10 protein-coding genes are annotated in these 11,769 nt (G+C 55.8%); 1 reads left to right on the top strand and 9 read right to left on the bottom strand.

What is annotated here, in order from left to right; all coding sequences use genetic code 11:
- Positions 1–6: 6 nt before the first annotated feature.
- The 4 genes from AAC637_RS05330 to scpA form a co-directional block, all read right to left on the bottom strand.
- Complete coding sequence (locus tag AAC637_RS05330; protein WP_340302629.1) at positions 7–2,184, bottom strand: RNA degradosome polyphosphate kinase; 2,178 nt, start codon at positions 2,182–2,184, stop codon at positions 7–9.
- 52 nt (positions 2,185–2,236) lie between these two features.
- A complete protein-coding gene (locus AAC637_RS05325) occupies positions 2,237–2,911 on the bottom strand; it encodes a DnaA ATPase domain-containing protein (RefSeq protein ID WP_340302628.1) in 675 nt (224 codons plus the stop codon).
- Between the two features lies 1 nt (position 2,912).
- Positions 2,913–3,980, bottom strand: coding sequence for an AI-2E family transporter (locus AAC637_RS05320; protein ID WP_340302627.1), 1,068 nt, complete (start codon positions 3,978–3,980; stop codon positions 2,913–2,915).
- A gap of 96 nt (positions 3,981–4,076) precedes the next feature.
- Positions 4,077–6,206, bottom strand: a complete 2,130-nt coding sequence (gene scpA, locus AAC637_RS05315) for a methylmalonyl-CoA mutase (RefSeq protein ID WP_340302626.1) — start codon at positions 6,204–6,206, stop codon at positions 4,077–4,079.
- Positions 6,207–6,340: 134 nt separating this feature from the next.
- Here scpA and AAC637_RS05310 point away from each other — a divergent pair, with 134 nt between their 5' ends.
- Positions 6,341–6,772, top strand: a complete 432-nt coding sequence (locus AAC637_RS05310; RefSeq protein WP_340302625.1) for a DUF4174 domain-containing protein — start codon at positions 6,341–6,343, stop codon at positions 6,770–6,772.
- A 21-nt stretch (positions 6,773–6,793) separates the two neighbouring features.
- On the opposite strand, the gene AAC637_RS05305 is transcribed toward AAC637_RS05310, so the two are convergent.
- The 5 genes from AAC637_RS05305 to AAC637_RS05285 all read right to left on the bottom strand — a co-directional run bounded on the left by AAC637_RS05305 (position 6,794) and on the right by AAC637_RS05285 (position 11,706).
- A complete protein-coding gene (locus tag AAC637_RS05305; RefSeq protein WP_340302624.1) occupies positions 6,794–8,839 on the bottom strand; it encodes an acetyl/propionyl/methylcrotonyl-CoA carboxylase subunit alpha in 2,046 nt (681 codons plus the stop codon).
- 112 nt (positions 8,840–8,951) lie between these two features.
- The gene (locus AAC637_RS05300; protein ID WP_317656234.1) at positions 8,952–9,158 is read right to left on the bottom strand and encodes a hypothetical protein; all 207 of its coding nucleotides are present in this window, start codon (positions 9,156–9,158) and stop codon (positions 8,952–8,954) included.
- A 280-nt stretch (positions 9,159–9,438) separates the two neighbouring features.
- Positions 9,439–9,813: a hypothetical protein gene (locus AAC637_RS05295; protein WP_340302623.1), complete on the bottom strand. Its 375-nt coding sequence runs from the start codon at positions 9,811–9,813 to the stop codon at positions 9,439–9,441.
- Between the two features lie 54 nt (positions 9,814–9,867).
- Positions 9,868–10,014: a hypothetical protein gene (locus AAC637_RS05290; RefSeq protein WP_340302622.1), complete on the bottom strand. Its 147-nt coding sequence runs from the start codon at positions 10,012–10,014 to the stop codon at positions 9,868–9,870.
- Positions 10,015–10,173: 159 nt separating this feature from the next.
- Positions 10,174–11,706 (bottom strand): acyl-CoA carboxylase subunit beta, encoded by a 1,533-nt coding sequence (locus AAC637_RS05285; protein ID WP_340302621.1) that lies wholly within the window; start codon positions 11,704–11,706, stop codon positions 10,174–10,176.
- Positions 11,707–11,769 lie beyond the last annotated feature (63 nt).

Here is an 11,769-nt window from a genome sequence, read left to right as displayed (position 1 = left end):
CTTGCGTCAATCTTCTGTATGGGTCAATTCGGGCACATCATTTGCCCCCGCAGACCCCCGCCCTGAAAGGGATGGGTTTTCCATAAAAAAGCGGTGACAATTGAAGGGTTGGTCAATCACGCTCAGATCAGGGCGTAGGAAACTTCCATCGGGCTGCAACATCCAAGATTGCGCTACATCTGCCATATTCGCCGCCATAATTTGGCTGACAATCTGCGCCTTTACAGTCGGGTTTTTACACTCGACCAAAGTCTCTACGCGGCGACCGAGATTGCGGCCCATCCAGTCAGCCGAAGAAATATAGACCCGCGCCTTTTTCGAAGGTAGCCCCGCCCCATTTCCAAAGCAAACGATACGGGAATGTTCGAGAAAGCGGCCCACGATAGATTTGACGCGGATATTTTCAGACAGCCCTTTGATATTGGGACGCAAGCCGCAAATGCCGCGCAGCACCAGATCAATCCGCACCCCTGCCTGAGATGCGCGATAGAGCGCGTCAATCACATCGGGGTCGATAAGGCTGTTCATCTTGGCCCACATCATTGCAGGGCGACCCGCTTTTGCATGGGCAATCTCGGCATCGATTTCTTCTAAGATGCGCGATTTTAGGTTGATGGGCGAGATAGCGAGGTTTTCCAGCCCCTCAGGTTCGGCATAGCCGCCCACATAATTAAACACTTTGACCGCATCGCGCCCCAAAGAATCGTCACAGGTAAAGAGGCTAAGGTCAGTGTAAATCCGCGCCGTGATCGGGTGATAATTGCCTGTTCCATAATGGGTATAGGTCACCAATCGGTCACCCTCGCGGCGCACAACCGAGCTGATTTTGGCATGGGTTTTATAGTTGATGAAGCCATAGATCACATGGGCGCCTGCGCGCTCGAGTTTGCGTGACTGGCGAATATTGGCGGCCTCGTCAAAACGAGCTTTCAACTCCACAAGGGCCGTAACTGACTTGCCGTTTTCCGCCGCTTCACACAGGGCCGCCACAATCGGGCTTTCATTTGAGGTGCGATAAAGCGTCTGTTTGATCGCCACAACATTCGGGTCGCGTGCCGCCTGCGCGAGGAAGCGGATCACCATGTCAAAGGTTTCATAGGGGTGATGCAAAAGCATATCTTTTTGGCGGATTGCGGCGAACATATCGCCTTCAAAATCCTGCACCCGTTCTGGCACGCGCGGGGCAAAGGCGGGCCATAGCAAATCGGGCCGCTCGTCAATCACCAACTCCTTGAGATGCACAAGGCCGATCATGCCGCGCACTTCGACAATTTCAGTGTCATCCACGCCCAATTGGTCGATGATCTCATCGCGCAGATCTTCGGGTGCGCCCGCGCTGATTTGAAGCCGCACCACTTCGCCACGGCGGCGGCGTTTGAGGGCGGTTTCAAATTCACGCACCAAATCTTCGGCTTCTTCCTCAACCTCCAAATCGCTGTCGCGCAGGACGCGGAAGGTGCAGGAACCCGTCAACTCATAGCCAGGAAATAATTTGCCAAGATGCAGCAGCAGCAGCTCTTCAAGGGGCAAGAACCGCGCTTGGCCTTCTGCGGCGGGCAGTCGAATGAGGCGATCAATTTGCGCAGGGATTGGCAGCAGCGCCGATAACATCCGCCCATCTTTGCTGCGCTTCATCTGGAGGGCGAGGGCAAACCCCTCGTTTGGGATGAAGGGAAACGGATGCGCGGGGTCAATCGCCAAGGGCGATAAGATTGGAAAGACACGGCGGATGAAAATCTCCTCAAGATCTGCCTTGTCGCGTGCCTTGAGATTGGCGCGGGTGCAGACCGTGATCTTTTCGGCCTCTAATTCGGATTTCAGCTTGCGCCACACCTGTTGTTGATAGGTCATCAATTTGCGCGCATCCGCGTTGATGAGCTTGAGCTGTTCAATCGCAGTGCGCCCATCGTCAGATGGGGTTGTGTTGCCACTATGGGCCAATTCGCGCAAACCTGCCACGCGCACAGTGTAGAACTCGTCCAGATTGCTTGCCGAGATTGACACAAAGCGCACCCGCTCAAGCAGGGGAACACGCGGATTTTCCGCCTCATCCAAAACGCGCCAATTGAAGGCCAACCAACTCAATTCGCGGTTGAAATAACGGCTAGGCCCCGTGATCTCCCGCTCAGGAAGGGTCACGGGATCAGGCATGGGGGCATTCAGGAAATCTGTAAAATGTGTCATGCCTGCGTCTTTACTGGCTCTCTATCACAATTCAATGACAGTCAAAATTGGCTCACCCCTCCATCCCAAGGATTGCACGGGCATGCGAAAGGCTTGGGGATTTTCCTTCAGAAAGGGCTTGTTGATCAAGTTCTATCACAAAATCGATCACGGCTTTGAAACTGCGCTCAATGCGGGGCAGCGCGTAATGCAGGACTGATGCAGGCAGGCTGATGCCGCGATCATGGGCCAGTTTCATCGTGACCGCCATTAAGGCCGCATCATCTGGGGCCTCAAGGCGCAGCAGATCGGCCTGACGCAAGCGGCTGTCAAGATCGGGCAGGGCGATGCCCCAGGCCTCTGGCTTGTCGCGAGCGGTCAGCAAGAGTGGCGCTTGACGGGTGGCTGCATCATTGTGCAGGTGAAACAGCATTTCCTCACGCGAAGTATCGCCTGCGATTTGGTCGCAATCTTCAATCACCAAAGCGCAGGCTTGCATGAGTTTTGGGATGTCTGCCTCTTGCAGCCGCTTTGCGTTGTGGATCAGCGCCCCTGATTGTGCTGCAAACACATGGGCGAGGTGGGTTTTTCCCGCGCCTTCAGGCCCGATCAAGATCATCTTTGACAAGGGCCAATGGTGCCATGCGTCAATGCCCGCGACCGCAACCGCATTGCAGGGCGAAAGAAAGAAATCTTGCCGCCCCATAGCTGCGCGATAGGGCAGATCAAATTGCATCTGTTTGGCCATGTCAGTCGTCCTGTGGGGGTTCAAGCCCGCGATAGAGCAGGCTTGCCTGATAGCGGGTTATGGCAAAGCGCACCAAAACGCCGATCACCGCGGCCACGGGCACAGCAACCAGAAGCCCGACGAAGCCAAACACCGCCCCAAAGGCCGAGAGCGCGAAGATCAGCCAAACGGGATGCAGCCCAACGGAGGAGCCGACCAGTTTCGGGGTCAATACATTCCCCTCAAGCATCTGCCCAACTTGAAAGATAATTGCGATGGCGGCGATGCTCCACCAATCTCCCCAGAATTGGAAAAGGGCAAGCCCTATGGACAAAAGCCCCCCCACCAAGGCGCCAACATAGGGGATGAAGGTCAAAAGCCCTGCAATCAAACCCACCACAAGCCCGAATTGCAAACCAACCACCATGAGCGCGATGGCATAAAATGTGCCCAAGATCAGACACACTGTGCCTTGACCCCGCACGAACCCCGCCAAAGTGCGATCCACATCAGCGGCAATTTGACGGATCACGGGGCGATGGTCGCGGGGCAGCAATTCATCGATACGCGCCACCATACGATCCCAGTCGAGCAACATGTAAAAGGCGACCACAGGCACAACGACCATAAACACGATCGCGTTTACGACGTTGATTGCTGAGGTGAGAGCCGTATTGAGCAATTCGCCCCCGCGCGCCTGAATGGTCTGGCCGACCGACACCAAGGATTGGCGCAAAGGCGATCCATCATCCATCAATGACGGAAACTGTTGGGTCAAAAAGGCCTGCAATTCGCTGAATATTTGCGGTGCGGATTGGATTAACGCCGTGGCTTGCGCGACCAAAAGCGGCACGATCACAAAAATACTTGCCACGACCACAAAAAGCGCAACCAAGGAGATCACGGTTGTCGCAGCCGCGCGACCAAGGCCCCATTTCTCAAGCCGATCTGCGAGAGGATCAAGGAAATAGGCAATCGCCCCCCCTGTCAAAAAGGGCAGAATGACATCACCTAAGAACCATAACAGCGCCAAAAAGATGGCAATAATGCCACCCCAAATCGCTGCTTGTTGTTTGATTGGCAATGCCATTGATTGCGCGCGCCTTTGAACCAGACTTTCCTTTCCTCACATCTGCGGCATTGCTGCCTGTGGTTCAAGGGGTTTCGCCAAAGGCGCGCTGCAAAACTATTCCCGTGCCTCGCGGATAAGGCGCAGAATATCGGCGGCTGCGGCGGGGATGTTTGTGCCAGGCCCAAAGATTGCCTTGACCCCTGCAGCCTTGAGGAAGTCGTAATCTTGCTGCGGGATCACGCCGCCGCAAATGACGATGATTTCCTCGGCACCTTGCGCCTTGAGCGCGGCGATTAATTTGGGTGCTAGGGTCTTGTGACCTGCCGCCTGACTGGAAATGCCCACGACATGGACGTCATTGTCGATGGCATCTTGTGCCGCCTCATCGGGCGTTTGGAACAGGGGGCCGACATCCACATCAAAGCCTATATCAGCAAAGGCAGTGGCGATCACCTTGGCGCCACGATCATGGCCATCTTGGCCCATTTTGACCACCAACATGCGGGGGCGGCGGCCTTCTTCCTCTGCGAAAGTTTCGACATCTTTTTGAATTTGTGCAAAGCCCGCATCGCCTTCATAGGCCGCGCCATAGACCCCTGCGAGAGTTTTGACCTCGGCGCGGTGACGCCCGAATGTTTTCTCCATCGCCATGCTGATCTCTCCTACGCTGGCCCTTGAGCGTGCCGCATCAACGGCCGCTTCGAGAAGGTTGCCACCCTCTGTTGCGCGGCGGGTCAATTCGGCCAAGGCCATCTCAACCGCCGCCCCGTCTCGGGTGGCGCGGATATTCTCAAGCCGCGCGATTTGTGACGCGCGCACCTTGTCATTATCGACTTCGAGAATGTCGATCTGGTCTTCTTTTTCTTTGCGATATTTGTTGACGCCCACGATCACCTCTTGGCCACGATCAATCATGGCTTGGCGTTTGGCGGCGGATTCCTCGATCCGTAATTTCGGCAGACCCGAAGCCACCGCTTTGGTCATGCCGCCCATGTCTTCGACTTCCTCAATAAGTTTCCAAGCGGCTTCGGCGAGGTCATGGGTGAGCTTTTCGACATAATAAGACCCAGCCAACGGGTCGACCACATCGGTCACGCGTGTTTCTTCTTGCAGCACCAATTGCGTGTTGCGCGCGATACGCGCCGAGAATTCGGTGGGCAGCGCAATCGCCTCATCAAGCGCATTGGTATGCAGGCTTTGCGTCCCGCCCAAGACCGCCGACATGGCCTCATAGGCGGTGCGGATCACGTTGTTATAGGGGTCTTGCTCTTGCAGGCTTACGCCCGAAGTCTGGCAATGGGTGCGCAGCATTTTCGAGCGGGGATCTTTGGGGTCAAACTCGTCCATGATCCGCGACCAGAGTAGGCGCGCGGCGCGCAGCTTGGCGATTTCCATGAAGAAATCCATGCCAATGGCAAAGAAAAAGCTGAGACGGCCCGCGAATTTGTCGACATTCATGCCGCGCGCAATGGCAGCGCGCACATATTCGCGGCCATCGGCCAAAGTATAGGCCAATTCCTGCACCAAATTGGCACCTGCCTCTTGCATATGATAGCCCGAGATTGAGATCGAATTGAACTTTGGCATCTCATTGGAGGTATATTCGATGATATCCGCCACTATCCGCATCGAAGGCTCTGGTGGATACACATAGGTGTTACGCACCATGAATTCTTTGAGGATGTCATTCTGGATCGTGCCAGACAGGGCGGCTCGGGACACGCCTTGCTCCTCGCCTGCTACGATGAAATTGGCCAAGATGGGGATAACGGCGCCATTCATCGTCATCGACACCGATACTTGATCGAGCGGGATGCCATCAAAGAGGATTTTCATATCCTCAACGCTGTCGATGGCCACGCCTGCTTTGCCGACATCCCCCTCGACACGGGGGTGGTCGCTGTCATAGCCGCGATGGGTGGCGAGGTCGAAGGCGACCGAGACGCCCTGCTGCCCCGCTGCAAGGTTCTTGCGATAGAAGGCGTTTGACTCTTCGGCAGTTGAGAAACCCGCATATTGGCGTATCGTCCAAGGGCGGCCCGTATACATCGTGGCCTTTACCCCCCGCGTGAAGGGCGCAAATCCGGGTAAATTCCCCATATGGGGCAAGTCTTGGATGTCCTCTTGGGTGTAAAGCGGTTGGACAGTGATCCCCTCAAGCGTTTCCTTGTTCAAACTCTCAAGCGGCTTGTCGCGCAATTCTTTCGAGGCGAGCTCTTGCCAGTCTTTTTTGGTCACAGTCATATCCGTCTTCCTCTGTCCTTCATCTGCGGCGCAAATCCTTGTGGCGGAAATGCTTGTTTGGCGCAGTTTCTCGTGGCTTCGGCCTTTGGTTTCGTGGCTTAGGTCCTATATGTCTTTCATCAGCAGGAGGCGTGATGAAACGGGTTCTTTCCTTCGCGATTACAGTCTGGATGGCATTTGCCCCCAATGGCATATGGGCCGATGAGGGGGGAGAGTTGCCGATTTTGCGGGCCGAAGATGTCAGTCTGGATGACTATCTGTGGACGGCGCGACCGCTGATTGTTTTCGCCGACACCGAGGCTGATCCGCGATTTGCGGAACAAATGGCACGACTTTCGGCGCGCCCCGCCCCGTTGTTGGAGCGCGATGTTGTGGTGATCATCGACACTGATCCCGATGGCCAAAGTGACATTCGCAGCACCTTGCGCCCGCGTGGTTTTGCAGTCGTGATTTTGCAAAAAGATGGCCGTGTTGGACTGCGCCGCCCCAGCCCGCGCGATGTGCGCGAACTGACCCGTGCGATTGACAATTTCGCCTTGCGTCAGGACGAGTTGCGCAACCGCTAGGCTTTGGGCGGCAAGGTTCATTTATTCGAACTCCATGATCACATCATCAACCGCCAGGCTGTCGCCTGCCGCGGCGTTGATTTTGGCCACAACACCCTTGCGCTCGGCGCGGAGGATGTTTTCCATCTTCATGGCCTCAACCGTGCAAAGGGCCTGACCCTCTTGCACTTCTTGGCCTTCCTCAACGCTGAGTTTCACCATCAATCCTGGCATTGGGCAAAGCAGAAGGCGCGAAGTATCTGGGGGCAGCTTTTCAGGCATAAGGCGCGCAAGCTCGGCTTGGCGCGGGCTGCGAATGAACAGTTTGAAATCCGCGCCCCGCGTGCGCACGCGGAAGCCCTGCGGAATTTTTGACACTTTCACAGTCAATGGGCTGCCATCGACAGTCAGTTTTGCCAACATCGTTCCGGGCCGCCAATCAGATGTCACTCGTATGTCTTGACCATCATCAAAGCGAATTGTGGCCCCGTCATGATCTGCCGTAATGGTCACGGGCCATTCCGTTTCACCCACGCGCGCAACCCAATGATTGCCAACCACACGCTCGTGATTGTCCATCCCACCCGAGACGCGGGTGCGGCGGATTTCGCTGACGCGATACATTGCGGTTGCGGCGGCCACGACACGGCGCATTTGATCCTCAGGCAAGCTCACGCCCTCGAAGCCTTCGGGATATTCCTCGGCGATAAAGGCCGTGGTCATATCACCTGACACGAATTTCGGATGATCCATCACGGCAGAGAGGAAGGGTAGGTTGTGGCCTATCCCCTCCAACTCGAACCCGTCTAGGGCGTGGCGCATGGCCTCAATGGACTCTGCCCGCGTTGGGGCCCAAGTGCATAGCTTGGCGATCATCGGGTCGTAATACATACTGATTTCGCCGCCTTCGTAGACGCCCGTATCGTTGCGTGTCGCCGTATCGCCCTTGGGGACATCGCCCTGCCATTTGCCACTTTCCAACAGCGGCCCCGCAGCCACTTCGACAGGGGGGCGATAGCGGGACAGGCGGCCGATTGAAGGCAAGAAGTTCCGATACGGGTCTTCTGCATAGAGGCGGCTTTCCATGGCCCAACCTGTCAGCGTCACGTCCTTTTGCGCGAAAGGCAGTTTCTCGCCATAGGCGACACGGATCATCTGCTCGACCAGATCAACGCCCGTGATCAACTCGGTCACAGGATGCTCCACCTGCAAACGGGTGTTCATCTCAAGGAAGTAGAAATTGCGATTGCCATCGACAATAAATTCCACTGTGCCCGCACTTGTATAATTCACGGCTTGGGCCAAGGCCACGGCCTGTTCGCCCATGGATTTGCGGGTGGCTTCATCTAAGAAGGGCGAGGGGGCTTCTTCGATCACTTTTTGGTTGCGGCGTTGGATTGAACATTCGCGCTCGCCTAAATAGACGCAATTGCCGTGACCATCGGCGAGAACCTGAATTTCGATATGGCGCGGCTGGGTTACAAATTTCTCGATAAAGATGCGGTCATCCCCAAAGGAATTGGCCGCTTCGTTCTTGGAGGATTGGAACCCTTCGCGGGCCTCGTCATCATTCCATGCAATGCGCATTCCCTTGCCGCCGCCGCCCGCAGAGGCCTTGATCATCACGGGATAGCCGATCACATTGCTGATTTTTACCGCTTCTTCAGCACCTTCAATCAGCCCCATATAGCCCGGAACAGTTGAGACGCCTGCCTCTTGGGCGAGTTTTTTTGAGGTGATCTTATCCCCCATGGCCTCAATCGCGCCTGCGGGTGGCCCGATAAAGGCCACGCCTGCGGCCTCGAGGGCTTCGGCGAATTTCTTATTTTCTGACAAGAACCCATAGCCGGGATGCACGGCCTCGGCACCCGTTGCCTTAATGGCGGCCATCACCTTATTGATCACGATATAGCTTTCATTGGCGGGGGCGGGGCCGATATGCACCGCCTCATCTGCCATTTGCACATGCAGCGCGTTGCGATCCGCATCGGAATAGATCGCCACAGTGGCGATGCCCATTTTGCGCGCGGTTTTGATGACGCGACAGGCGATTTCGCCACGGTTGGCAATCAGAATTTTTTTGAACATGGGTTCACGTTCCTTCCTTTTGGGCCAAGCTGGCCGTCTGTCTCAAACAAAAAGCCGCGTGCGGGGCGGTTCCCCACACGCGGCGATTTGAATTTTTACGTTTTGCGCTGGTTTAGCGGCGGCACAGCCCCACATCGTCACAAAGCGCACCACCTGCTGCGCCGACAATGGCGCCGGTGGCAATGTCGCCATCCAAGATAACAGCTGCACCAGCCCCAGCAGCGGCGCCAACGCCCGCGCGCTCAATATCTGAGGAGACGCAAGCCGAAAGCATTGCGCCAACAAGAACGATGCCGAAGAGTTTGAGTGTTTTTTGCATATTGGATCTCCTGTCCGATGACTGCCTCTATGCGAAAATAATACATGGTTTATCCATGCAATCCTAGAGGGTCGATGCGCGAGGCGCACCGACCCTTTCGAAGGGGAATAGATGGAACATCTTGGGGCCGTATGGGCCCCGCTGCAGCGGCTAGAACAGGAGGTAAAATCCGTTGCGTGATCAATGATATGGGCAGGTGGCTGCTGCGCTTCAAGCGGGGAAGCGGGCGCAGATTTGGCATCGGCGGCAATTCGCTGAAATCTGTCGAAGATGGGCAGATTCATGCCGATCGCCCCTCCCAAACGCCTGATCCATCAAAGGCTTCGGGGAAGGCGGCCTGTGCGCGGGCCACATCAATCCGCAAAAGCGCATCATAGCTTTCTGGATCAAACGGGTCTTCGGCGGCGATGATTTCGCGCCCGAAGAGCCACGACAGGCGACCTGCATCGAGATTTCCCCGCTCGAAAGGGGTCTCGCCAAAATAGAGCCACAACGCCTCCATGAAGGCTGCATCTGCGCGGCGATCTGCGGCTTTGCGATCCGCAAAACGCTCGCGGCGCTTAAGGGGGGTGGCCCCTTCACGGCTTTCACGGCGGATGGTGAAGTGATAATCGGTGCCTGGAAGGCGCGAGGGGAAACCGCGATGTTTGATCATGGCCGCACCTCGTAAGGAGCGGCCATCGTGAACCCAAACCGATTATAGCGCGGTTCAGCGGTATTTGTTGTAAACAGGCTCTGGCATGATTGGCGCAGGCTCGACATAGATAACTTCGTCTTGCACAGGCGCGCGTTGCGCACAGCCTGCAAGGCTGGCCAAACCTGTCGCAACCAGAATAATTTTGATGCTCGCTGACATCTTGCTCTCCTCAACTTTGTTATGGGCGCAAATTCAGTTCCGAATTCGCGCAACGCTTTGGCCATGAACTCATGGCTTGCGCGCATCATATACGCAGTCAAAGGAAACTCCCAATATAAATTAAACATGATTTTCATGTACATGATGGGCCGTTCTGTCCTAGAGCGGGATATTGTCGTGCTTCTTCCATGGCATGCTGCGCTTTTTGCTGCGAAGCATGGCAAAGGCTTTACAAACCCGCTTGCGGGTGGATTGCGGTTGGATCACCTCGTCAATGAACCCACGCTCTGCGGCCACGAAAGGATTGGCGAACCGATCCTCATAATCTTTAGTGCGCTGCGCGATTTTTGCGGCATCGCCCAATTCGGAACGATAGAGGATCTCGGTGGCACCTTTCGCGCCCATAACGGCCACCTCTGAAGTGGGCCAAGCGTAATTCACATCGGCGCGCAGGTGTTTCGAGGCCATCACGACATAAGCACCCCCATAGGCCTTGCGGGTGATGACAGTGACTTTTGGCACGGTTGCCTCGCCATAGGCAAAGAGCAGCTTTGCGCCGTGCTTGATCACCCCGTCATATTCCTGCTTCGTGCCTGGCAAGAAACCTGGAACATCCACCAAGGTCAGGATCGGGATCTCGAAGCAGTCACAAAAGCGCACGAAGCGGGCGGCTTTGCGGCTCGAGTCGATATCAAGAACACCCGCCAGCACCATCGGCTGATTGGCAACGACACCCACGGTCTGCCCCTCAAGGCGGATAAAGCCCGTGATAATGTTCTTCGCGAAATTTTCTTGGATCTCGTAAAAATCGCCCTCATCCGCGACCTTTTCGATCAGCTCTTTCATATCATAGGGCGTGTTGGGGTTGTCGGGGACGAGCGTATCAAGGCTCTCTTCAATCCGATTAGGCGTATCGTAGAAGGGGCGGACTGGGGGTTTTTCGCGGTTGGATAGCGGAAGGAAATCAATCAATCGGCGCACTTCTGAGATAGCCTGAACGTCATCTTCAAAGGCGGCATCCGCGACCGAGCTTTTCTTGGTATGTGTCGAGGCGCCGCCCAATTCTTCGGCTGTGACGACCTCGTTGGTCACAGTTTTCACAACATCTGGCCCTGTGACGAACATGTAAGAGCTGTCTTTGACCATGAAGATAAAATCAGTCATCGCGGGGCTATAGACCGCACCGCCCGCACATGGCCCCATGACCAAGCTGATCTGCGGAATAACGCCTGAGGCCTCAATATTGCGTTGGAAAATCTCGCCATAGGCGGCCAAGGAGGCAACCCCTTCTTGGATGCGCGCACCGCCTGAGTCGTTCATGCCGATCACAGGCGCGCCATTTTGCATGGCCATATCCATAATTTTGCAGATTTTCTGCGCGTGGGTTTCCGATACGGAACCGCCAAGCACGGTAAAGTCTTGGCTAAACACATAGACCAAGCGGCCATTGATGGTGCCCCATCCCGTGATCACACCATCCCCGCGTGGCTTGCTTTCGCCCATGCCAAAATCGGTGCAGCGATGGGTGATGAACATATCATATTCTTCGAAGGAGCCTTCATCGAGCAACAGTTCGATCCGTTCGCGTGCGGTCAGCTTGCCTTTGCTGTGCTGGGCATCAATGCGCTTTTGCCCGCCCCCCAAACGCGCCTCCGCGCGGCGATCCTCAAGCTGTTGCAAAATATCCTTCATCAGGTCATCCTCCTTCGTGCCGCGTCATGGAGCGGCCCTACAATTCCGTTGACCTTACGCAAT

The organism is Roseobacter sp. HKCCD7870 (assembly GCF_037830315.1).
Taxonomy (GTDB): Bacteria; Pseudomonadota; Alphaproteobacteria; order Rhodobacterales; family Rhodobacteraceae; genus M30B80.
The sequence above is the reverse complement of the archived record's forward strand: the minus strand, read 5'-3'. Positions and strand labels throughout refer to the sequence as shown.

Excerpts from the sequence above, each read along its gene's own strand:
- AAC637_RS05330 (WP_340302629.1), bottom strand. The coding sequence starts at position 2,184 with ATGACACATTTTACAGATTTCCTGAATGCCCCCATGCCTGATCCCGTG.
- AAC637_RS05325 (WP_340302628.1), bottom strand. The coding sequence starts at position 2,911 with ATGGCCAAACAGATGCAATTTGATCTGCCCTATCGCGCAGCTATGGGG.
- AAC637_RS05320 (WP_340302627.1), bottom strand. The coding sequence starts at position 3,980 with ATGGCATTGCCAATCAAACAACAAGCAGCGATTTGGGGTGGCATTATT.
- scpA (WP_340302626.1), bottom strand. The coding sequence starts at position 6,206 with ATGACTGTGACCAAAAAAGACTGGCAAGAGCTCGCCTCGAAAGAATTG.
- AAC637_RS05310 (WP_340302625.1), top strand. The coding sequence starts at position 6,341 with ATGAAACGGGTTCTTTCCTTCGCGATTACAGTCTGGATGGCATTTGCC.
- AAC637_RS05305 (WP_340302624.1), bottom strand. The coding sequence starts at position 8,839 with ATGTTCAAAAAAATTCTGATTGCCAACCGTGGCGAAATCGCCTGTCGC.
- AAC637_RS05300 (WP_317656234.1), bottom strand. The coding sequence starts at position 9,158 with ATGCAAAAAACACTCAAACTCTTCGGCATCGTTCTTGTTGGCGCAATG.
- AAC637_RS05295 (WP_340302623.1), bottom strand. The coding sequence starts at position 9,813 with ATGATCAAACATCGCGGTTTCCCCTCGCGCCTTCCAGGCACCGATTAT.
- AAC637_RS05290 (WP_340302622.1), bottom strand. The coding sequence starts at position 10,014 with ATGTCAGCGAGCATCAAAATTATTCTGGTTGCGACAGGTTTGGCCAGC.
- AAC637_RS05285 (WP_340302621.1), bottom strand. The coding sequence starts at position 11,706 with ATGAAGGATATTTTGCAACAGCTTGAGGATCGCCGCGCGGAGGCGCGT.